Here is a 20,466-nt window from a genome sequence, read left to right as displayed (position 1 = left end):
AATACAAGGAGAACATGAACAATGGTAGACGCAACACAAAATCTCACAGGAACGGTTGCAACTGTAAGTATTCCGGAGATTAACCCTATCCCAAAGGTGAGTTTGTCCCAAACAAGTACTGCCGATACGGCGAAACTTGGAACTTCGGCACCGGTTAACCCCATATCCTCGACGTCCAAGCTATCCGTTGAAGTGACGTCAGTCGCGGCCGAAGTCTTGGCTTCAATGCAAAATATGCCTCCGCCGATCGACATCGAAGCGGTGGACCAGATCAAGACAGCGATCAGCGAAAACAGTTACCCTGTAGATTTATCCAAGATCGCCGACGGGTTGGTGGCATCCTTTAAAGAAATGACCTGATGGTTGATCCGGATTTGAACGCTGCGATGGAAGAACTTGCTGCAGCAAGAGGTGATGCGCCTGCATACCTTGAAGCGTCAAAAAAGGTATTGGAACAAATGGAAAAACTTCGGAAGGATCCAGAAGAAGCTATTGGTGCGTCCACCGGTTCTTACACCAAACTCTTGCAAGAATTCATATTTTCATCTAGATGTGTCGAATTGCGCACACCATCCAGTATCACCCACAGCGCCGAAAATGGATCGTCAAAATATTGACATCACTTAGTGTAAATTATGACAACTGATCAGATCCTTATTTTTATCAATGGTTTCGAACCTTTTTTGGCGATCACAGCCCTAAACATCCTGCTGGCGATCTGGATTTTGGTTAGGATCAACCGGAACCATCGGAACATCACAGCAGTCAAAAACCTTTTAGCTGACATGCGTCGCCACGAAGTTACTATATTAAAGCCTGTCACCTCTTCAAACGAACATGAAGTGCAGTCGGGCCCTCAGGCACCAAAGCCCACAGAATTGAAGACAACAACAGACAACTCAGAAATTGATGGATTTCTCAAGGCGCTCCAAGAGGGCACCGATATAAACGAGGCAGCCAAACAATTCCACCTAACCGAGGATGAAGCCCGTGTCGCCGTGGTCAGTTATCGGACTGCAAGAGGATTAGAGGAAAAGAGCGACCCCATATTCTGATCCAGGAACATCTGGTGCGCCATATCCTGTGCCGACAGAATGATCCGAGCTTCCAGCTCTGTAGAAATCTCATCACGGGCCTCAATAGCCAGTTGCACACCCAAAGCGGCACCAATCAACGACCAGATGTAGGCTGTTTCCAGGTCTGGACGTTCAAGGATAGTTCGGTTGAATACCACAAATTGCATGATCGCTTCACGATCTCCTCGAGACAGGCGACCGCGCAGGCGCGTGTCGATGCGGGATGCGATGTCTGCCTGCGTTGCTGGCAAAACCTTGTCAATCAAGCTGTCCGCAATCTCCGGCGCGCGCGTCACACCGCCAAGCTGCGCCAACCAAGCCCATTCTAGCGCCCGCACAAAGTTCTGCGGCAAACCCTTGCCAGCACGTAGCAAGACGGCAAGGTTGAACTGCGCCTCATGGTCATCTTGCTCGGCGAGCATAAGAAAGAGCTCATTAGCTCGAAAAAAATCTCCTGCCGTCACCGCCTGAACAGCCGCACGGAACGGATCACTGGACGCCGGCACAGCTTCCCTTGCCAGCAAGGGCTGCGCCAGTGTCAATACCAGAACACCCGCCAAGCCCCATGAGGGCAGAGGGCAACAACATTTAATGCGCAAGTAAGAATATATCATGACGATTATTAATCCTCTTTTGAAGAAAACTAGAATGGCTACCAACAGGCAACAATCCTTCCGATACAGATTGTTTTATCTAGAGGTCTAAAATCACCACCCACTAGGCCGTTACACTAGTTAGGCCGTTTGAGAGCAGACTACGCATCACTGGGTTGAAAGAAAGGTCGTAATGACCAAACTTCTTAAAAAAAATATGGAGAGATTCAATGGGACTATCAATTGCGACAAACACAGGCGCTCTTATGGCATCGGCTGCCGCGTCCAGTGTAAACAAGGACATGGAAACATCGATGGAGCGCCTGTCGACAGGCAAGCGCATCAATTCTGCTTCTGACGATGCGGCTGGCGTCGCAATCGCATCACGTTTGACATCAGAAATCAGAGGCACCAACCAAGCTATCCGCAACGCACAGGACGGCCAGGCGCTGATCGACACAGCTGAGGGCTCACACAGCGAAGTCGAAAACATCCTGCAGCGTATGCGCGAACTAGCCGTACAGGCCGCGAGTGACACGAACGATACTGCCGATCGCACAAATCTTCAGGTCGAATTTGATGCACTCCTAGAAGAAGTTGATCGTATTTCTGCCGTGACTACGTGGGCTGGTCAGACATTGTTAGATGGATCCGGTGGCTCAGCTGGTGCGTTCACGTTCCAAATTGGTGCTGGTACATCTTCCAGTGACACGCTCACTGTGACAATTAAAAGCCTCGGAAGTTCTGGCAGCGTTGTAACGGCTGGAAGCTCACTATCACTCGCCAGCAACGGTAGTGCTGCTACTGCAATTACCGCGATCGATACTTCGATTGCAAACCTAAACGCCCAACGTGCAGAATTGGGTTCAGCCTCAAACCGGCTAGATAACACAGTGGCAAACCTCACTAATGTTGCGATAAATCTCGAAGGTGGCAGAGGTCGGATTGAGGACGCAGATTTCGCGTCAGAGAGTACTTCGCTTGCCAAGTCACAGATTTTGCAGCAAGCATCCACCGCAATGCTAGCACAGGCTAATGCGTCGAAGCAGAACGTGCTAAGCCTGCTACAAGGATAAAAGTTAACTAATTGAGGCCGACATCAACGTCGGCCTCAATTCTAATACGGAGTTTTACAATGAAAAGGGTTATTACATACGGGACCTTCGACGTTTTCCACTATGGTCACTTAAGAATTCTCGAAAGAGCCCGGCAGATGGGAGACGAGCTTTACGTTGGCGTTTCAACAGACTTGTTTAATTATGAAAAAGGGAAGCTTGCTTTTGAGAGTTTCCCTACTCGTAGAAAAAAAGTATTTGGTACAAACTTAGTAAATCAAGTTTTTGCAGAAAATTCAATGTCTCAAAAGTGCTCGGATATAGCTCGATTAAAAATAAACATACTAGTAATGGGTGACGATTGGAAAGGTGCGTTTGATTATCTACATGACATTTGCGAGGTACGCTACTTGATGCGGACGCCCAATGTATCAAGCACCATGATTCGCAACGCAATGAAAAGCTCACAAATGGGCCAGAGCTTAAAATGATTGCTGAAAAAATCAACTATCATCAATTGCATATCACTGAAGAAGATGTCGATAGATTGAGGGCATTGTCAGATCAGTCAATGAATTTTTCAAATATGGCTGATGACGACTACTTTTCAAAGCCAGAAAATGTTTATAAACTAGCATTTATTTTAGGTATTAGAAGTGATGCAGCGCAATTACTAAAAATATGGCAGAATCTTTCTGAAACATCAATCGTGCGTGATGCGATAGAGTTTGAGATACGCCTTTTAATAGGTCCCAGGATAAATATTGAAGAAATTCCTGTCTATGCGGCAAAAGTTTCTAAGTTTACAAATCTCCTTTCAGATAAAATAGATTTAACTAATGCACTTCATATTGATGAAGGCACTGAATTTCTAATTGCCCTCAGACTAATTATTAGTGCTGGGAGTAAGGGTGAAAGCAAACTGGTTAAACATATTTTAAATGCTTTATCTCCTGAATGTGTGATTATAACTGTGGAATTTGTTACAAATCTAGTAACTTTTTGTGCACAAAATTTGCATCGTATGCGACCAACAGCTTCTCGAAAACCATGGATTGAACTGTGCAATACACTTGATAAACTAGCATATCGTAAGTGTCCAGATGCAGTCAATGCCCTTCGCCTTGCAAACGCGGCGATAATGACACGTGATGGAAAGCATTTGAATGCTTTGAAACTAGTGAAAAGCGCCGGTGGAGATAATAAACGGTTTGCTTCTTCCTTAAACATGGCTGAACAGCTCAGTAAAGGCAATTTTAAGCTTGCAAATGTATTTGCGGATCAAATCATTCTCAAAACGCGGCTAGAACAAAATAAAGGTGAATTTAACCGTGTTACGGCGGAGCAATCCTTGTGTGCGCTCAATACAATACTCCAAGATGCAGGAGTTAGCAATTTTATCATTTCAGGAACTCTTCTTGGTTGCATTCGTGATGGGCGCATTTTTGAACATGATAAAGATTTTGATATTGGAGTAATTGGCTGGGAAAGTCAATTTGATGTTGCAGCCGCTTTATTGAAAAGTGGCCGTTTTACGTTTGACCCGCGAAATCTGCGTGGACACCGGCTATTTTTACTACCCGTGTTTGATCTTAAAACTGGCTATGATTGTGACATTTTTTTCTTCCACGATAAAGGAGATCATTATCTTCACGGTATTGACGTTGACCAAGGTTTTACGATCAACTTTAAATTTTCTAAATTTGAATTAATTGAGCATAAGTTTTTAGGGGATACTTTTCTAATCCCGGATCAATATGATAAAATGTTAAGTGAAAACTATGGTGATGATTGGCGCACACCTGATCCAAAGTACTTTGTTTTGCTTGAATCTCCAGCTTTACTTGAAAAGTTGGGGCCTAAATATTCTTTTTGTATTCGCAGCCAAATGTTAATGCTGCTTGAGCGTGGAGCCTCATCTGAGAAGGCGAAAGAGCTTTTACGACGTGTTAAAATGATCGCGCAACCAGAAGATTTACCAAGTGAAAAAATTCAGAATCATTTTATTCAGCAATTTTTAAATATGAATTATTAAAAAATGAACAAAAATTTCCATACTAACAATATTTCTTTATATGAACATCTTGCGAATAAAGAGCCGTCGACTGATGTAATTACCAACTGTTTGCTATTAATTTCAACGCCTAGATCTGGTTCAACATATTTTTCTTCAGTTTTAAATGCTTCTAAACAACTTGGCATTACTAATGAGTGGTTTAACCCTCAACAAATTATGGCTTTTTGCGATTTTTTTGGAATTAAACAGGATCAATTTGATCTTCAGGAATATGTTAAATTTATTGTTTCTCGAAGCTCTTCACAAGGCTGGTTTTCGTGCAAGATGCATATCAATCATTGGCTCTACTGGTCCGAGAGAGGCGTAGATTTGATGGATATGCAATGGAACCATGTTTTTTACCTGAAGAGAAAAAATAAAATAAAACAGGCTGTATCGTTGGCAAGGGCGAGGAAAACTAATGCCTGGAGAGCTTACGACTCGCCTATGGCTGAGGATACATCAACCTTTACAGACATACTTGAAAGTCTTTCTTGGCTTTATGAACATGAAAAAATATATGAAAATCACCTGCAATCATATTGTTCAAGATCTTTTGTGTATGAGGATTTTGCCTTTGAAAACTCCCAAGACATTTTCAAAGAGTTTTCACGCATCGTCGGCACAACATGTAAGCCTAATCCACTGAACAATACGAAGCGGCAGGAGAGCATCAACCCAAAAAACTGCAAAGTTAATCACTTTATAGATTGGTTAAGCCAGTGAATTTGCATTTATTGTGGCCTTGCACAGGTTTGTGGACACGTAGTATGAAGACGAGGATGCTGTGAAAGTACTTGGTCAAATTATGCTGGTGGTGTTCGGGGTCGTACTTGCCTATCTGCTCTACGCGTTCTGGCCCGAAATCCGCCACGCCACACGCACGGGCGGTCCACAGCATATTACCGCTGAGGTTCAGCTAATCAATCGCTGCGGAATGCCAGATGCAAATTTTGTTGTGCTGAATTTGAAGACGCGGCGCAGTGCTCCTTTTTCTAACGGCCTGGCTCGAATTAATGTGATGGAAGGCGACTATCTGGAACTGCAACTGAGCGCCCGTTACTCCACAGATGTCACATTCAACAGTGTCCAGCAGCGTGCCTCACGCAGTATGAAAGTGACCGCAGATTGTGGTGTGAGCGAACGCATTCAAGGCACAATGGACAGTATGCGCAACGAGTTTGGGAACTAATTTGTGCAAAAAGCGGATTGTTGCAACCGCGGATCTATGAATGAAAACTTCACGTCTTTTGCCTCGCGAAGAAGGCTGTGGCCTTTTTTAGGACTTCCCTCTCCTCCTTGAGAATACGGTTCTCCCGACGCAACTTCTCATTCTCGAGCAGAAGCTCAGCATCCGCAACACTGGCCGTCTCCGCGCTACCAAATTGCTTGATCCATTTGTTCAGCGTTGAAAGCCCAACTCCTAAATCCACCGAAACCTCACGTCGCGTCAGGCCACTGGTCAGCGCTATACGCACCGCATCTTGCCTGAATTCATCACTCTTGCTCTTAGACATCTCTTTATCTCCTTTAAGACTAATATTGCTCTCAAAGGACCGGAATTAAACCGTGACAGGTCCACTTGATGTTTGAATCCAAGCCCTGCCAGAAAAATGGCCCGAGTTCCGCAATACCGTCACCGACAACTTCCGCGTCGTATCACTCAAGGAATACAAAGTGATTTGAGGGTAAACCCTCAGGTCAATTCAGGCCCAGGAGCATACCTATAAAAATGGCTTCACATAATATTAAAAACCAGGATCACCTATGTCTCAAAAATATTTATCGCGTGAGCTTTTCGATCATATCTGAATAGGCCTGGAGAATTCGGGATGACCCTGAAAATTGTTGTTGTGCGCGTATTAGGCTTGTTAATTCGGTTGTCAGGTTAACATTCGAAGCCTCCAGCTTCCCAACCTGAACACTGCCAAATCCCTCTGAGCCAGCGATACCAAAACTTGGAGCTCCTGAGGCCTGGGACGCCTGAAAACTCCCCAGGCCAAGCTGTTGCAAGGATGATGCATTTGCAAAAGTCGCAACAGCGAGCTGGCCAGCCACTTTTGGGCCTTGTTCGCCATAGGTCGCCTCGATGAGGCCGTCAGAGCCGACTTCGATAGATGTCAATTTAGTGTCCGTTTCATTTACGAACGGGATTACAATCTTTTGCAAGGTAGTCCCACCGATTCCATCAAACCCATAAACAATATCATTTGTTGAAGACCGTAAGACGCCACTTTCATCAAGTGCAAATTCACCGTCTCGCGTGAAGTTCAAAGCCTCGGATAACGTCCCATCACTGTTAGGCGTTGTCGTTACAAACATGCCGCTACCAGCCAAAGCCATGTTCAGAACACCGTCACGCTCCATTAAGGCACCCTGCTTAGTATTTTGCCGAGTTTGTTCGACAATACTGCCAACACCAGTTGATGTCCGTGACACTGTTTCAGCACTAGCCCCGCTGTAAAGGTCTGAGAAGCTCGCGCTGCTCTTGCGAAAAGCTGTGGTGCTTGCGTTTGCCACGTTATTCGACACAACAGAAATTTCGAACATGGACGTCGACATACCTGAAAGAATGGTCCCAAACATCTAAAAACTCCTCTGTTTAGATTCAAAGTGCAGATTTCATGCCAAGGTTTGGAGAGTAGGGAAACTATGGTAACTCCCAAGCACCCCAGCGGATATCGGGTTTTGGGTTGCCCTTTCGACGTTAGAGCCGAGCGATGATCTGTTGTGGTGATAGGACGAGTGTTTCGAGGATATTGCCCCCGTGTTTTCTGACCGTCGAGATGACGGATCTGATGTCAGCGAAGACCTGCGCGCCCTCGAGGGTGCGGAAAGCTCCCGAGATCTTCATGCGCAACTTCATCATGCGCAGGTCCCGTTCGGCCTGATTATTGGTGAAGGGTAAGCATCAAGGGAACCCCCTCTTTTTTGGCCAGATTTGATCTGTGAGTATTGCGCGAAGCTTGCATTTGGCAGGCGCAATGAGATGGGATTTGAAAATGGGTGACGGGCAGCGAGGACGTGGTTCCAAATACGCTGATGATTTCAAGGGTCTACTGGTGGCGGAAAGCCGGGCCGATGGCGTAACGGTGCCGATGGTATCAGTACGACACGGGGTTCCGACGAGCCGGATTTATTCCTGGCGGAGCGATCCGCAGTTTCAATCTAGTGTGCCTGAGGCCGCCGCGTTTACACCTATTGAGATTTCCACTGGGGATGAGCTTGAGCCATCTCAGAACGACATTCCGTCATCCGCTCGCATAGAGATCACACTCGAGAACGGGCGCAAGTTGAGCCTCATCGGCGGGGTTGATGCCGGTTTTGTGTTGGAATTGGCGCGAGGGCTTGCGGCATGATCCCTTTTCTGGCGGATGCAAAGATCTGGCTTGCGGCCGGGGTGACGGATATGCGGCGCGGTTTTAACGGGCTAGCGGCCCAGACAGAGCAGGTTCTGGCGGGAGATCCATACTCCGGTCATCTGTTTTTGTTCCGTGGTCGGCGCGGCGATCAGATCAAAGTCATTTGGTGGGACGGACAAGGGGCCTGTCTGTTTACTAAGCGCCTTGAGCGCGGACGCTTTGTGTGGCCCGCCGCTAAGGATGGAAAGATCAGCTTAAGCCGGGCGCAGCTTGCGATGCTGATGGAAGGCATAGACTGGCGCATGCCACAAAAGACGTGGCGGCCCGCCATGGTCGGGTGAGGTCATGTTTTGTTGGTGTTTTTGACGTTTTAGGATTCACATAACATGTCCAATTTGGTAGAAGCTCCTATGAGTGAAGCCCTCCCAAATCTGACTAATTTGCCCCCTGAGGTGCAGGCATTTGTTGCCGCACAGGCGGTGGAGATTGCAGGGCTGAAGTCAGATATGAAGGCAGAACGTACGACCTACGCAATGACCATCCAAAACCGCGACCTAACTATCGCCGATCTGCGCTTGCAACTCCACGGTCACAAAAAACACCGCTTTGGATCGCGCTCAGAAAGCAGCGCACAACTGACGCTGGAACTGATCCTCGAAGAGCATGAGATTGCACAAGCGTCAGAGACAACCGAGGACGACGCGAACGCCTCTGACGCTGAAGCCAAGCCGCCGCGCACACCACGCGTGCGCAAGCCGTTCCCAAAAGAGCTCAAGCGTGTTGAGACGCGGATCATGCCCAGTGACGCCTGCACCGAGTGCGGCGGCGGCTTCAAAGAGCTGGGCGCTGATGTCATGGAAGAGCTGGAATATGTGCCCGGCCATTACATTGTGAACCAGATCATCCGCCCGCGTCTCGCCTTCACCTGCTGCGAAGCAGTCGTCCAAGCCGAGATGCCAAGCCGCCCCATTCCAAAGAGCTTTGTCGGCCCCGCGCTGATGGCCCACATCCTGTGCTGCAAATACGGCTATCACCTGCCGCTGTATCGCCAGAGCCAGATGTTTTCCAATGAAGGCATTGATCTGGGGAATGTCCCGAAGAATGTTGAAATTTTAATTTAGGGTGGCGTTGCTTCCCCTGAGCCGTAGGCTCTGGGTGTTTAATCGCAAAAGGAAGCAACACCATGAAGAAGACTATCACAGCAAGCGCTGGACTTGCCAGCGCGTCGAATGTTCATCAACTCGTGGAAACAGCCTGGGACAAAGTTGGCGAGAGCTTCGAGCAGTTCTGCCTGACGGCGGGCGTCGCCAGTCTGGTTCAGATGTTTGGTGAGGACGCAGATACGCTGGCGGGTGGCCGATACGAGCATTGCACTGACAAGCCTGGCCACAGATGGGGCACCGCGAAAGGTCAGGTTGGGTTCCATGGTGGGAAGATTGAGCTGGAGCGCGCCCGTGTGCGCGATAAAGTGACCGGTAAAGAGATTGTCCTGCCGAGCTGGGAAGAGGCCTCCTCGGGTGGCTTCCTTGAACAATGGGCAATGAGCCTAATGTTGATGAATGTTTCCACCCGTAAGTATGACCGAGCTGTACGGCTGCCCGAAGCGAAGGTGCCTAATAAGGCAGGGAGCGGGCTGTCCAGGTCAGCAGTTTCGCGTCGCTTCAAAGCACTCACCCAAGCGCGCCTGGATGAGTGGATGTCATCTGATCTATCGGAGCTTGACCTTGTAGCGATCCAGATCGACGGGCTGCATTTGGACGATCATTTGTTGGTGCTTGCGGCCGTGGGTGTGGAGGTTTCAGGCGAAAAGCACCCTCTGGGCGTCATTGAAGGGGCGACCGAGAACGCCGCGACGGTTCAGGCGCTTTTGGACAATCTGATAGAGCGTGGGCTCGATCCAGCGGGCTGCTATTTGTTCATCGTAGATGGGGCTAAGGCACTGACCAAGGCAATTCGGCGCACATTTGGTGCCGATATTCCCATCCAAAGATGCCAGATACACAAGGCCCGCAACATAACTGACAGGCTTCCTCCAAAGCTGCACGCCTCCGTACGCCGCGCGCTGAAGCAAGCATGGGAGCTTGATGATGCCGACAAAGCCGAGCGGTTGATGCGGAATCTTGCCCAGCGACTAGAGCTTGAGGCTCCGGACGTTTCAAAGTCGATCCTTGAGGGCCTAGACGAAATTCTAACTGTTGTTAGGTTGGGGCTACCTGTGGAATTGAGACGCTCATTGGCCAGCACCAACATCATTGAATCTATGAACAGCGTGATCCGACAGGTCTGTCGAAACGTCAAACGCTGGCGCGATGCAAAAATGGCGCTGCGCTGGACAGGGGCTGGTATGCTGGAAGCCGCGAAAGGCTTCCGCCGCCTAAAGGCCTACAAGCAACTCCCCATTCTCAAGCAAGCTTTGCTAGATCATCGCAATACCGTAACGCTTGACCAAATCAAGGACGTCGCCTAACCATCAATCAAGCAGCGCCACTCGCCCGATTTTCAACATCGTACGGGACATCCCCTGATCTGAGCGGTTCGCTCATGGCGGGTTGGGTCGGTAAATGCACCAAACTGATCGAGCGCGTCTCAGATGCGATCCGCGATCACGTGTTTGAGGCACAGGCAATCTTCATGGACGATACAACGGTTAAATTGCTCCAAAAAGGCAAGGTGTGTGGCAAAAACAAGACGAAAACGGCGCGGCTCTGGGTCTACGCCCGAAAAGAAAATACTTGGGCCAGCGGAGCACCACCTGCGGTGTGGTACCAGTTCTCCACCAGCCGAGGGGCCGAACATCCTAGTAAACATTTGGAATCCTATGAAGGCTTTGCCCATGCGGATGCCTATGCTGGGTATAATGACGCCTACCGCACGGGGCGGGTCAAGGAGATGGCCTGTATTGCGCATGTACGGCGTGAGTTCTTTGACCTTTATGAAAGCACCAAGCTGCCTGTGGCGGGCGAAGCCGTCTTGCGGATCAACAAGCTCTATGATGTTGAGACACAAGCGCGGTTCCTGCCAGCATCTGAACGCGTGGCCTTGCGCCAGGAATACGCCAAACCGATCTTTGACGACCTGGAGGTCTGGCTTAAAGAACAACTGGGCAAGATCTCCAGTAAGACGCCGCTGGCCAAGGCGATCAAATATGCGCTTGCGCGCCTGCCAAAGGCACGGCCCTATCTTGAAAACGGTTTTCTTGAGTTGGACAACAACACAGCCGAGAACGCGGTCCGTCCCGTCACACTGGGCCGCAAGAACTACCTGTTCATGGGCTCAGAAGCAGGCGGTAAATCCGCAGCCATCGCCTACACCCTCATCGAAACCGCCAAGATGAACAAGGTAAACCCCGAAGCATGGTTGGCTTGGGTCCTCGAACGCATCCAGGATCATCCCGTCAATCGGATCCATGACCTCCTGCCATGGGCCTATCAGGATATGATCAACGCTCGGGACGCCGAAGCTGAGGCAAAAGACGCTACTTAATCACGCCCCGTGCTGATGATTACGTCTCCGCTGCCCTTTGCTCATCATGAAATCCAAACACATTACGCCAGCCAAATGCCAGCTTCGCGCAATAATCCCAGATCAAACCGGGCCTAAACAGAGGGGGTTCCCTTGATGCTTACGGTGAAGGGAACTGTGAAGTCCGTAAGGAACCTTAGGACGTCATCACGGTAGTCGCGCAAGCGGACCAGAAGATTGTGGCCTGGCCGCTTGGCTTTTCGGCCTCGCGCGCCAGGGCGTCTAGCCAGTGGGTCTTGTCGCTCATGGAAGGCGAGGCCCTCGGTGAGGATCGCCATGTATTTGGTGAGGATGCTCTGATAAACTGTAAGCGCAGTCCCCGTCCCATTGATGTTTTCAGCCTTGGCCGATTGACATTGTTCGGTGTGGTGCGTTTGCGCGCACGTCAGGGAGTCCCGGGCGAGCTTATTTCTGAGGGCGTGGCGACGGCATGAGCCCAGGGCATCAAAGCGTTGATGTCCTTTTCGAGATGCCCATTGGCCAGCTTTGTGTACAGATCGCGCAGGTAGGCATAGGGCTCGACGCCGTTCATGCGACAGGTTCCGATCAGGCTGGCGAAGCGTGCCCAACACCGGGCGCCGTCATCGTGACCTGCAAAAAGTGTATTGCGACGTGTCATGGCTGAGCTTCTGATCGCATTTTCGACCAGGTTGGAATCCATGTCGACATGGCCATTGTCATTGTCATTGTACCCTAATTAATCAGATTCTACGGATTCGCCAAGATTTTGGGCATTTTTGTACCCTTAATTACAATATATCCACAGGCTAAGCTCGACGATTATCGACGTAATCTCACGCCCTCTAGATCTCGATTTTCTACACCATCTGCCCTTATCTGCAGCACTTCTCTCTGCGATCTTTTCATTGCTCGCAATCTTCTTTTTCCGTCAATTACCAAAACTTATCCACAATTTCGACCGTATGCCAATTAAGGGTACAGTATTGGAATTAAGGGTGCAGTACGGTAAATAAGGGGACAACTCCGCTTTGAAAACAAATGACTTTTTTACGCCCAATTCTGATTAATTAGGGCACAACGACAGCAGTGTTGCGAGTGCGGCGCCTGATAAAAACGCCACATCTTCAACGACCTGTGCGCGTGCAGACGTGACCCAAGACGGCATCTGGGATAATGTTTCTGCAACACTTTCACGCATGTTCAGCTTGGATGTCATATCCGAAGCCTAACTCAAGACGGCGCTTATCGCCAGTAAATAGCATGATAACCGCCTCGCCTTGCAGTTCTCAACTATGTCCAATAAGTTTGCATTATCGGACATAAAAAGATATGCCACGGATATAGTTTGTGTCGTTTTAGTTTCATGGCCGGACTCGCCCTAAATCAGCCCTCTCGCCCTCGAAGTTTCCAGTCTATCGGTGGACTGGGTTCTTGCTCAATCTCTGGACTCGTCTTGTGAGGATGTCGATCGGGTCCTCTTCCTTGCCGGTTGCTTCCCTGCGTCCATAGGGTGTTTAGCCAAGATAAATTCAGGGCGATCAGGGTTGGCCATGCTCGTCAGCCATCGGATCACTACCTCACGGTGTTTGTCAAACAAGTTGTCCGCCGATTTCATGCAGCGTCTGGCTCTTCTCCGCTTTGTTGAGTAAGAAAAGATGCTGACCATCAAGTAACCTGTTGATATGTTAGGTTTCTGACAACTTTACATAGGGCAGGTATATGACCATCGACATCTCGCAACATATTTTACGCCTGAAGGGGCAACGTGTAAATGAAATTGAGCTGGCTGAAGACGGTGCGAAGGTTATTGTTCAGTGCAGTCGGGATGCCCGCAGGAGCGCTATAGACCCTGCAACCGGCAAGAAGGGTAGCATCAACCAACATATTCGCCGACAAGTAAACGACATCCCGTTTTTTGGGTATCCTTGTGTGATTGAGATTGAGCTAGCGCAGGTTTTTATTAGCAAGGGTGAGCGCCGCATTGAGGCGTGTCCTTTTGTTGATAAAGGGTGCCGTTTCACCCATCGATTTTGCCATCTTATCAGTGGATTGTGCCGTCATTTATCCATTCTGGCTGTCTCCAGGCATTTAGGTATACGATGGGAGACGGTAAAGAATATCGACAAGGCATACCTGATGGAAACGCTCCCTGCGCTTGATCCCGCACAGCTTGCTGGCTTGGAATACATTGGTGTCGATGAAGTGGCCCGGGCGAAAGGTCATGACTATATGACGGTGGTCTACGATATGGTCGGAGGGCATCTGATCTGGGTGGAAGCCGGTCGAACTGCCGAAGTTTTTTCAAGGTTTTTGAAACAGCTGCGGCCAGATACAGCCCATAAAATAAATGCCGTGTCGATGGATATGGGGCCTGCCTACCAAAAGGCTGTCAGGGAGTCCTTGCCGATGGCCGACATCGTATTTGACCGTTTCCACGTCATGAAAAACTACAGCAAGGCTATCCATAATCAGCGTCGCCTTGAGTTCAGGAAGGCCGATCCAAGTGGTAAAGAGTTGATGAAGGGCACGCATTATCTGTTGCTCAAAAATGCGGATAAGTTGAATGAAAAACAAAGTAACAAGCTGCAAACGTTGCTGGAGAGCAATAGCAACCTGAATACGCTTTACGTCTTAAAAGAACAGCTTCAGGCTCTGTGGAGCGCCCCATCATTTGAGGGGATGTCAGAGCAACTGGAAAATTGGTGCCTGATCGCAGATCAGTCACACATGCTCTATCTGAAAAAGTTCGCAAAATCCCTAAGAAAACATTGTGTGGGCATATGCAACTACGCGAAACACAAGCTGACAAGCGCCAGGATAGAGGCTGGTAATGTCAGTATAGGAATGATCCGCAAACGAGCCAGGGGCATCAGGGATACCGAATACTTCAAACTCAAAATTAGACAATCATCCATCCCAGATAATCAATCTATGTTCTATTTGAAATCCTAGAATAACTCAACAAAGCGGAGAAGAGCCTGTGTTTTTAGCGGCGCTCTTGGGTGCTGGGCTGGCGCGATTGTGTCGATGATGATCAGTTGTCCTCCGCAACATGGACAAGGAAGTGCGAGGACACGAGGTGGTTGATCGGTATCATTGATGCTGTCGTTATTGGCGTGTTGCCGGTCTGGCGTTTTGGCTCCCAGCAAGTGTCTGATCTGCGCGATATTGGCGGCACGGTTGCCGTTTCCGAAGAAGCCATAGTGACGGATGCGGTGCTGGCCTCTGGGCAGGACGCGGATCACGGTGTTTGTTAAACAAGGTGTCCGCCAATTTCATGCAGCGTCTCTAATATCAGGGACGCTGATTTCGTTTTCGGGGTTGAGCCAGACTGGTCCGGCAGGTTGCCAGTTTCGAGTTTTTCCTGACCAGCGCTGTGGGTTTTGCGCCCGAGCCGTTGCATAGAGAATGGCACAGTTTGCCAATGTTTCGCGATCAATTCCGCCGTGACGCGCGTTGGGCGTGGCGAAGCGGATCGCGCTGTGCAAGTGTTCGTCGTTGTACCAATCGGCGAATGATTTCACCCAAGCTTGCACATCGGCTTTGCTGGCAAAACCTTTGCTGGGCCAGTTTGGGCGGTATTTGAAGGTCCGAAACAGGGCTTCAGAGAATCGGTTGTCATTGCTGACGCGCGGGCGGCTGTAGGACGCTGTGATGCCCAGCTTTCCATGGTGGTTTTCATCGTGGCACCTTTCATGGGGCTGCCGTTGTCGGCGTGTAGCACCAGCGGACGCATGAGGCACCCTTCAGCCATTACAGCCCTCCTAATCAGTGTCGCGGCATGCTCTGAACTCTCACGATCATGGACCTCCCAGCCGACGATCTTGCGGCTGTAGATATCCACGATCAGGTAGAGATAAAAGAACATACCCGCGACTGGCCCAGGCATCCAGGTGATGTCCCAAGTCCAGACCTCGCAGGGTGCATTTGCCCGGTAGCTGGTGGGTGGTTTGCGTTTGGTGGGCGGTTTGGCGCGGCCCCGATGATGCTGTTGCCCCTCTGCGCGCAAGATGCGGTAGAAGCTTGATTCAGAGGCTAAATAACGCCCTTCATCCGCTAGTTTAGGCACGATTTGACTGGACGGAAGGTCGGAAAAATCCTTTGAATTACAGGCTTCCAGCACAGCTGCGCGTTCAGTCTCGCTTAACTTATTAGCCGGTTCCGGACGCTGTACGAGGGGGCGTTGATCCGACCGAACCACACCTCCTTTTGTCCAGCGCCGAAAGGTGCGCTCACTGATTTGAAGCACGCCGCACGCTTTGAAATGCCGCGCACCAGCCACGACAGCCTCGTTGATCAGATCAACGGCGGTTTGGCGATTTAGGGTGCTGATCATGCGTCCTCGTCCCCCCAGATCGCTGATGCCTTTTTTCGCAGAACAAGCAATGCAGCGGTTTCAGCCAAGGCACGATCCTTGCGGGCTAGATCGCGTTCCAACCCCTTGATGCGTTTTTTTCTTCCTTCGTTGCCTGCCCAAGACGCGCCGTGCTGGCACGGTCCCAGTCATTTGCCTGCTCGCAAGCTGTACGCCATGCCGCGATCTGCTCAGGGAAAAGCCCCCGTTTGCGGCCATACTCGGACAAATCAGCTTCGTTCAGCGTCGCCGTTTCCAACACAGCTGCGAACTTGTCGCGCGAAGACCAACCTTCAGGCCCAGCATCCGCATCCGGCAAAAGCTGTCCCTTGCCGCGCGCATGGCTACGCCACGCATGCAACGTCCCCTCTGAAATCCCTTCTTCCTTCGACAACTGTCGAATGGCCATCTTGTTTGGCGGCAGCATCCGCTTCAGAACAGCCGCTTTTCGTGCCGGTGAGTATCCCATGTCATAGTCCTATCCCGCCCACCTGGAAATTAGAGATAAATAGAGCAGCGGACAACATCCCTGACAGAGGGGGATCACGCGCAACTGCCTGTTCCCATGCCACATCGTCTGCGGCGTTGATGTCTGAGTGATCCATTATGGTCAAAACCCACAAAAAGGTATCTTATGTCCGGGAATGAAACAATAATCCGGGAATGAAACAAAAACGTGAATATAATGATATCAATAGCTTAGTGTCCAGTAATGGAACAAGAACGACAACCGGTGTCGGTGTCGGAACACCGGAATAGCTGAGATTCGAGTGCTTCCCTGAAAAACCGACTGGGGTTCATGAGATTCTGCATCGGTATTTGTGAGACTAGACTTACCGGAGTTTATGAGACTGGCGACGTAACGCCCCAACAAAACAAGGACCGGCCTATGTTTAACACGTCGCCGACGAAGCCGAGGTACTCGAAATATCACAATCCATGCGGCTGCAATCTGGTCTAAAAAGCCTCGGCATGTTTTTTCGCCAGTCTCATAAATAGCGATTCAGTCTCACAATTACGGTTTGGATAAGGCGTTGAAATCAAATGAAACCCAGTCTCATAAACCCCAGTGTTCCGACAACCCCAATGCGTGATGACGTCATTGGGATTATGGAAACCCGCCCTGCCCTACGCGAGCGCCGCAGCGTTGCCGACCGCGTGATCGAGAAGATCAAGGCCTTTGTGGAGACGTTTTTTGAGGGTGTGGATTAGACTCCTTCCCTACTCTCTGACCGCCAACGATGTGATCCGGAAAACTTTGCATTTTCCGGATTTTCCGGCTAATGTGGATATTATCATCTAAGTGTAAGGACTATGATCATGAAGACTATGACCGCTTCGGTCGCGAGCAAAGAGTTCGGGCGCTACCTAGACGCTGCGCAGCACGAACCTGTAGTGATCACCAAGCAGAACCGCCCGGTGGCTATCACCATGTCGATTCAGCAGGTTGAGCGCCTCTTCAAAGGGCAGGTTGAAGCTGGGATCGCGCGTGGACTCGAGGACGTTGCCGCAGGGCGCGATAGCGAGATGACCCCTACTCACCTGGAGACCATGCGAGCGAAGTTTAAGACATAAAACAGCTAACCATGAAGGTCATTATCACCCAAACGGCCGAAGATTCCCTTGAGGAAATCTACCGCTACAAATGCGAGTACAGCGTGGCTCACGCTGATGATTTCCTGAGTAATATCTACGCTTTCACGACTGATAACCTGTCAGTGTTTCCCCGCTTAGGGCGCGTCTATAACCCCGAGCGGGGTTTGTTTCGTCTTATCTACGCCAAGGCCTTCAACATCTATTACACGATACGCGAGCAAGAGGTGTTTGTTCTGTTCATCATCGACGGCTCGATCAGCCTAAACCAAGAGCTGGCTGACCCAAAGGTCCCCCTGCCTGAGTTTTAGCCGCCCCAAAGAGGCATTACCGCCTACTTTTAATTTCAGTTATTTCGGTTATACCAATTTAACAGGTTAAATAGATTTTACTTGTTGTTGAAGTCCGGTGACCTGGGCAGATGTATAAGGTAAATCGGTTATTTCAGTTATACCGAAATAACTGGTAAAATAGAAACAACAAGTTATTTGCATTATTTCGATTTATCCATATGCTCTGCAGCATGAAAATAACCATCTACAACATGAAGGGCTCAGCGGGGAAAACCCCGATGGCCGTGAACATCGCACTCGATAGGGAATACGCCCTGGCGACCAATGAACCATACAATATCCTCGACACCATATTGCCCGAAGAGCGGCTTTTCTCGCTGCAACCCGATGAAGAGTTCCCGGATTTTCCCGAGGGTATCGACGTGGTGTTTGACCTAGCCGGTCTCATGTCGCGCGACGCCCGGCCGAGCATCGTCTCAGCAGTCTCACAGTCCAACGTGGTGCTCGTGCCCATCTACAATGAGCTGAAGTGTATCCACGCGGGGATACACACCATCAGAGAGCTTCTGCCATACAATAAAAACATCGTCGTGGTGGCGACGAAGCTGGTGAAGCGGAAGGGTGAAGTTTTCAAAGACTGGGGCGACTGCGAAGACGCAAAAAATATTAAAGCGGTCGTGGATCACGCGATAGGGCAGGGGGTACCGGTTCTTCCGCTTAAATTCTCGCGCGTGTTTGATACCATTTTTGAACAAGAGCTTTCCATCCGTCAAATGATGGAAAAGGACGCTCTCGCTCGCTACACCTACCGAGATGTTGCAGCGCAGTTCGACACCTTACTTTCTTACCTCGAGCAACATTATGCCTAAAAAAAATGACCTCTCCATCTTCAAAAAGGTTGAACCGGGTAATTCGGTTAAACCAAGTGAACCGAAATCAATTCTTGCGCCGAAAGCCGTGGGCCGTAAAGCCAAAAAGCCCGAAGACAAGGAATCTGAGATCGTGGCGCTCAAACTCACCCGCGCAGAGCTTGCAAAGCTCGAAGAAAAGGCGGGCCTCGTTCCAAAGTCCACCTATCTCAAACACATCCTAAGAAACAAAACTGATATTTTCGATTGAATCGATTAAACCTGTTATATCGGTTTAACCGAAATAACAGGTTTCTTAATCTCTGTTTCAAGCTCTTTAATCTGCGCTTTTAATGCATCCGGCTCACTTGAGCCGTTTTTTTGAGCCCAATCAGCAGGGGAAGGGAAGCTTACACCCCGAGCGCCCCAGAACTTTCTGATCTCCACAGCGTTCAGCCGATCTTTCCAACCCGCCTTTTTGAAGGCATCCACATAGATGCGGCCGCCGAGGCTAAGCTGGAACTCTGCCGTAACAGTATCTCTCTGGGCCTCAGGAAGTGCCTGGAAAGCCTCCTCAATCCTTTCGGCACACGACCGACGATACGCCGTCTCTGCCTCTCTCTGAGCCTTTTTAAGCGCATCCAGTTGACGCTCAAGCCTCTCGCGCTCAACTTTTGCCGTCTGAGCCACCTCAAGACGCTTCTGCTTCTGCGCATTTTCATTGTGAAAATCTTGTTCAACAGCAGCTCGCAGGAAGCCCGCTTTCGATGACTTGATATTGCCTCTTACAGCTTCATTGCTGGCGAGGTCTAATTTCTCAAAAATATATGCTTCGTCGTGTTCGATTACCCAAGCGCGAGCGAGGGTCTTTGAAACCCCCTCCGCCATCAAAGCTTTGTAGGCAGGCATCTGCGTGATGTCGTCTTCGGTATCCATTCCGATGAGCGATAGCTGCGGATTGGGCCGTATAATAAAACGCAGGCCAGTCACGGTGCGTCCCTTGCGCTTGGTCTCGAGCTCAAGCTGGATGTTGGAAAGCTCGTTCACTTCCTTCATCGCCGGTTGGATCACCGCCCGATTCAAGAGCTTGAACTGCTTGTAGCTGATCATCTGATCAACCGACATCAGCTTGCGGAACACATCCACATCCCACCAAGGCGTATGGGCGATATCCACATAACGGTAGCAGTTTTCATAAAGCACCAAAGCATGGGCGCTCTTCATTTCCCTAAGAACGCTTAGATTGATCTTCGAATACACGTCCGGATGATACAGCTTCTCCGCAAGTGACTGCTCATAGCGATAGGTGCACACCCCACCTTTGAGCTTCGCATAGGGCAGGAGAACCATGGCTTCCCAAGAGGTTTTCCCATCATCCTCAAGCACGTCAAACTCGACCACGGTTTCCATAAGGCCCTTGAGAGCTCCCTTGAGGTAGGCTGAGTTATGGCTATCAAAGCCGATCATCTCACACAGGACCGAGGCACTAATCTTATGCTCTTTCGCTGTCAGGAGCTGGTCATAGGCATTGTACAACAGGGCGTTCACAAGCTTGCGCTGAAGCAGGGAAAGCTTCGCACCAATGTGAATCGCAGCGACATGCTTCTTGAGTATCTGCTTGTCTTTGCTGTATTTTTCGGGTTTCATTTTCATAGGTGAATGCAATTACCTTTTATTCATTCACCATTCTACACATTTTTTGTCAGATGCAAATTTTCTTCTCAGAAAGCGCTCAGGTCATAACAAGCCGCTC

Annotated in this window: 22 protein-coding genes and 6 pseudogenes; 19 read left to right on the top strand and 9 right to left on the bottom strand. The window is 49.6% G+C overall.

The annotated features are described in order from the left end of the window. Nucleotides 1-21 precede the first annotated feature (21 nt). From flgM to OA238_RS27055, 3 genes are read left to right on the top strand one after another with little or no spacing between them, the layout of a single operon-like run. Entirely contained in the window at nt 22-360 is a 339-nt protein-coding gene (flgM, locus tag OA238_RS27065; protein WP_015497626.1) for a flagellar biosynthesis anti-sigma factor FlgM, read from the top strand. Further along, nucleotides 360-617 (top strand): hypothetical protein, encoded by a 258-nt coding sequence (locus OA238_RS27060; protein ID WP_015497625.1) that lies wholly within the window; start codon nt 360-362, stop codon nt 615-617. Before flgM ends, OA238_RS27060 begins: the two co-directional genes overlap by 1 nt. An 18-nt stretch (nt 618-635) precedes the next feature. Beyond that, nucleotides 636-1,055 carry a hypothetical protein gene (locus tag OA238_RS27055; protein ID WP_044039059.1) on the top strand — a complete coding sequence of 140 codons (420 nt, stop codon included), beginning with the start codon at nt 636-638 and terminating at the stop codon, nt 1,053-1,055. Here the strand turns inward: OA238_RS27055 and OA238_RS27050 are convergent. Beyond that, nucleotides 1,007-1,600: an SEL1-like repeat protein gene (locus OA238_RS27050; protein ID WP_245581578.1), complete on the bottom strand. Its 594-nt coding sequence runs from the start codon at nt 1,598-1,600 to the stop codon at nt 1,007-1,009. The genes OA238_RS27055 and OA238_RS27050 overlap by 49 nt on opposite strands. A gap of 299 nt (nt 1,601-1,899) precedes the next feature. Here OA238_RS27050 and OA238_RS27045 point away from each other — a divergent pair, with 299 nt between their 5' ends. The 5 genes from OA238_RS27045 (at nt 1,900) to OA238_RS27025 (ending at nt 5,972) form a co-directional block, all read left to right on the top strand. After that, nucleotides 1,900-2,745: a flagellin N-terminal helical domain-containing protein gene (locus OA238_RS27045; RefSeq protein ID WP_015497622.1), complete on the top strand. Its 846-nt coding sequence runs from the start codon at nt 1,900-1,902 to the stop codon at nt 2,743-2,745. Nucleotides 2,746-2,804: 59 nt separating this feature from the next. Further along, a complete protein-coding gene (locus tag OA238_RS27040) occupies nt 2,805-3,215 on the top strand; it encodes an FAD synthase family protein (RefSeq protein ID WP_015497621.1) in 411 nt (136 codons plus the stop codon). Next, nucleotides 3,212-4,759 (top strand): hypothetical protein, encoded by a 1,548-nt coding sequence (locus OA238_RS27035; protein WP_015497620.1) that lies wholly within the window; start codon nt 3,212-3,214, stop codon nt 4,757-4,759. Before OA238_RS27040 ends, OA238_RS27035 begins: the two co-directional genes overlap by 4 nt. Nucleotides 4,760-4,762: 3 nt before the next feature. Beyond that, nucleotides 4,763-5,506: a hypothetical protein gene (locus OA238_RS27030; protein ID WP_144056086.1), complete on the top strand. Its 744-nt coding sequence runs from the start codon at nt 4,763-4,765 to the stop codon at nt 5,504-5,506. A 61-nt stretch (nt 5,507-5,567) separates the two neighbouring features. Beyond that, nucleotides 5,568-5,972, top strand: coding sequence for a hypothetical protein (locus tag OA238_RS27025; protein WP_015497618.1), 405 nt, complete (start codon nt 5,568-5,570; stop codon nt 5,970-5,972). A gap of 32 nt (nt 5,973-6,004) precedes the next feature. Here the strand turns inward: OA238_RS27025 and OA238_RS27020 are convergent. From OA238_RS27020 to OA238_RS32335, 3 genes and pseudogenes are all read right to left on the bottom strand, one after another. After that, a pseudogene (locus OA238_RS27020) lies at nt 6,005-6,297 on the bottom strand (transposase); the annotation flags it as partial. A 265-nt stretch (nt 6,298-6,562) separates the two neighbouring features. Then, on the bottom strand, nt 6,563-7,366 hold the full coding sequence (locus tag OA238_RS27015) for a flagellar hook-basal body protein (protein WP_015497616.1): 804 nt from the start codon (nt 7,364-7,366) through the stop codon (nt 6,563-6,565). 121 nt (nt 7,367-7,487) lie between these two features. Beyond that, a pseudogene (locus OA238_RS32335) lies at nt 7,488-7,688 on the bottom strand (IS66 family transposase); the annotation flags it as partial. 94 nt (nt 7,689-7,782) lie between these two features. On the opposite strand from OA238_RS32335, the gene OA238_RS27005 reads away from it, so the two are divergent. The 5 genes from OA238_RS27005 (at nt 7,783) to tnpC (ending at nt 11,625) form a co-directional block, all read left to right on the top strand. Continuing rightward, nucleotides 7,783-8,139: a transposase gene (locus tag OA238_RS27005; RefSeq protein ID WP_015497615.1), complete on the top strand. Its 357-nt coding sequence runs from the start codon at nt 7,783-7,785 to the stop codon at nt 8,137-8,139. After that, entirely contained in the window at nt 8,136-8,483 is a 348-nt protein-coding gene (gene tnpB / locus OA238_RS27000) for an IS66 family insertion sequence element accessory protein TnpB (RefSeq protein ID WP_015497614.1), read from the top strand. The genes OA238_RS27005 and tnpB overlap by 4 nt, the downstream gene beginning before the upstream one ends. 69 nt (nt 8,484-8,552) lie before the next feature. Further along, nucleotides 8,553-9,263, top strand: a complete 711-nt coding sequence (locus OA238_RS26995; RefSeq protein ID WP_245581577.1) for an IS66 family transposase — start codon at nt 8,553-8,555, stop codon at nt 9,261-9,263. A 62-nt stretch (nt 9,264-9,325) separates the two neighbouring features. Next, entirely contained in the window at nt 9,326-10,609 is a 1,284-nt protein-coding gene (locus tag OA238_RS26990) for an IS256-like element ISOan3 family transposase (protein ID WP_015494284.1), read from the top strand. Nucleotides 10,610-10,611: 2 nt separating this feature from the next. Next, complete coding sequence (gene tnpC / locus OA238_RS26985; protein ID WP_338042850.1) at nt 10,612-11,625, top strand: IS66 family transposase; 1,014 nt, start codon at nt 10,612-10,614, stop codon at nt 11,623-11,625. Nucleotides 11,626-12,049: 424 nt separating this feature from the next. On the opposite strand, the pseudogene OA238_RS26980 reads toward tnpC, so the two are convergent. Both OA238_RS26980 and OA238_RS33245 read right to left on the bottom strand, forming a co-directional pair. Next, nucleotides 12,050-12,343: pseudogene (locus OA238_RS26980) on the bottom strand (transposase domain-containing protein); the annotation flags it as partial. 366 nt (nt 12,344-12,709) lie between these two features. Continuing rightward, a pseudogene (locus OA238_RS33245) lies at nt 12,710-12,841 on the bottom strand (DUF1403 family protein); the annotation flags it as partial. 503 nt (nt 12,842-13,344) lie between these two features. Between OA238_RS33245 and OA238_RS26975 the strand changes: the two are divergent. Then, a complete protein-coding gene (locus OA238_RS26975) occupies nt 13,345-14,577 on the top strand; it encodes an ISL3 family transposase (protein WP_015497612.1) in 1,233 nt (410 codons plus the stop codon). Here OA238_RS26975 and OA238_RS34340 read toward each other — a convergent pair. Next, nucleotides 14,574-14,870: pseudogene (locus OA238_RS34340) on the bottom strand (IS91 family transposase); the annotation flags it as partial. The gene OA238_RS26975 and the pseudogene OA238_RS34340 sit on opposite strands and share 4 nt — an antisense overlap. A gap of 30 nt (nt 14,871-14,900) precedes the next feature. After that, nucleotides 14,901-16,448: pseudogene (locus OA238_RS26965) on the bottom strand (IS3 family transposase). A 575-nt stretch (nt 16,449-17,023) separates the two neighbouring features. Between OA238_RS26965 and OA238_RS33235 the strand changes: the two are divergent. From OA238_RS33235 to OA238_RS26940, 5 genes are all read left to right on the top strand, one after another. Further along, the gene (locus OA238_RS33235; protein ID WP_187293215.1) at nt 17,024-17,191 is read left to right on the top strand and encodes a hypothetical protein; all 168 of its coding nucleotides are present in this window, start codon (nt 17,024-17,026) and stop codon (nt 17,189-17,191) included. A 108-nt stretch (nt 17,192-17,299) separates the two neighbouring features. Further along, a complete protein-coding gene (locus tag OA238_RS26955; RefSeq protein WP_044039103.1) occupies nt 17,300-17,554 on the top strand; it encodes a type II toxin-antitoxin system Phd/YefM family antitoxin in 255 nt (84 codons plus the stop codon). Nucleotides 17,555-17,565: 11 nt separating this feature from the next. After that, a complete protein-coding gene (locus tag OA238_RS26950; RefSeq protein ID WP_015497608.1) occupies nt 17,566-17,883 on the top strand; it encodes a type II toxin-antitoxin system RelE/ParE family toxin in 318 nt (105 codons plus the stop codon). Nucleotides 17,884-18,095: 212 nt separating this feature from the next. Then, nucleotides 18,096-18,734 (top strand): P-loop NTPase family protein, encoded by a 639-nt coding sequence (locus OA238_RS26945; protein WP_015497607.1) that lies wholly within the window; start codon nt 18,096-18,098, stop codon nt 18,732-18,734. Further along, nucleotides 18,727-18,984: a hypothetical protein gene (locus tag OA238_RS26940; RefSeq protein WP_044039045.1), complete on the top strand. Its 258-nt coding sequence runs from the start codon at nt 18,727-18,729 to the stop codon at nt 18,982-18,984. Before OA238_RS26945 ends, OA238_RS26940 begins: the two co-directional genes overlap by 8 nt. A gap of 14 nt (nt 18,985-18,998) precedes the next feature. Here OA238_RS26940 and OA238_RS26935 read toward each other — a convergent pair whose 3' ends face one another. Continuing rightward, nucleotides 18,999-20,366 (bottom strand): replication initiation protein, encoded by a 1,368-nt coding sequence (locus OA238_RS26935; protein ID WP_015497606.1) that lies wholly within the window; start codon nt 20,364-20,366, stop codon nt 18,999-19,001. Between the last annotated feature and the right edge of the window lie 100 nt (nt 20,367-20,466).

The organism is Octadecabacter arcticus 238, assembly GCF_000155735.2.
Lineage (GTDB): Bacteria > Pseudomonadota > Alphaproteobacteria > Rhodobacterales > Rhodobacteraceae > Octadecabacter > Octadecabacter arcticus.
The sequence above is the reverse complement of the archived record's forward strand: the minus strand, read 5'-3'. Positions and strand labels throughout refer to the sequence as shown.

Coding starts and splice junctions, on each gene's coding strand:
- flgM (WP_015497626.1), top strand. CDS start 22: ATGGTAGACGCAACACAAAATCTCACAGGAACGGTTGCAACTGTAAGT.
- OA238_RS27060 (WP_015497625.1), top strand. CDS start 360: ATGGTTGATCCGGATTTGAACGCTGCGATGGAAGAACTTGCTGCAGCA.
- OA238_RS27055 (WP_044039059.1), top strand. CDS start 636: ATGACAACTGATCAGATCCTTATTTTTATCAATGGTTTCGAACCTTTT.
- OA238_RS27045 (WP_015497622.1), top strand. CDS start 1,900: ATGGGACTATCAATTGCGACAAACACAGGCGCTCTTATGGCATCGGCT.
- OA238_RS27040 (WP_015497621.1), top strand. CDS start 2,805: ATGAAAAGGGTTATTACATACGGGACCTTCGACGTTTTCCACTATGGT.
- OA238_RS27035 (WP_015497620.1), top strand. CDS start 3,212: ATGATTGCTGAAAAAATCAACTATCATCAATTGCATATCACTGAAGAA.
- OA238_RS27030 (WP_144056086.1), top strand. CDS start 4,763: ATGAACAAAAATTTCCATACTAACAATATTTCTTTATATGAACATCTT.
- OA238_RS27015 (WP_015497616.1), bottom strand. CDS start 7,366: ATGTTTGGGACCATTCTTTCAGGTATGTCGACGTCCATGTTCGAAATT.
- OA238_RS27005 (WP_015497615.1), top strand. CDS start 7,783: ATGGGTGACGGGCAGCGAGGACGTGGTTCCAAATACGCTGATGATTTC.
- tnpB (WP_015497614.1), top strand. CDS start 8,136: ATGATCCCTTTTCTGGCGGATGCAAAGATCTGGCTTGCGGCCGGGGTG.
- OA238_RS26995 (WP_245581577.1), top strand. CDS start 8,553: ATGAGTGAAGCCCTCCCAAATCTGACTAATTTGCCCCCTGAGGTGCAG.
- OA238_RS26990 (WP_015494284.1), top strand. CDS start 9,326: ATGAAGAAGACTATCACAGCAAGCGCTGGACTTGCCAGCGCGTCGAAT.
- OA238_RS26975 (WP_015497612.1), top strand. CDS start 13,345: ATGACCATCGACATCTCGCAACATATTTTACGCCTGAAGGGGCAACGT.
- OA238_RS33235 (WP_187293215.1), top strand. CDS start 17,024: ATGAAACCCAGTCTCATAAACCCCAGTGTTCCGACAACCCCAATGCGT.
- OA238_RS26955 (WP_044039103.1), top strand. CDS start 17,300: ATGAAGACTATGACCGCTTCGGTCGCGAGCAAAGAGTTCGGGCGCTAC.
- OA238_RS26950 (WP_015497608.1), top strand. CDS start 17,566: ATGAAGGTCATTATCACCCAAACGGCCGAAGATTCCCTTGAGGAAATC.
- OA238_RS26945 (WP_015497607.1), top strand. CDS start 18,096: ATGAAAATAACCATCTACAACATGAAGGGCTCAGCGGGGAAAACCCCG.
- OA238_RS26940 (WP_044039045.1), top strand. CDS start 18,727: ATGCCTAAAAAAAATGACCTCTCCATCTTCAAAAAGGTTGAACCGGGT.
- OA238_RS26935 (WP_015497606.1), bottom strand. CDS start 20,366: ATGAAAATGAAACCCGAAAAATACAGCAAAGACAAGCAGATACTCAAG.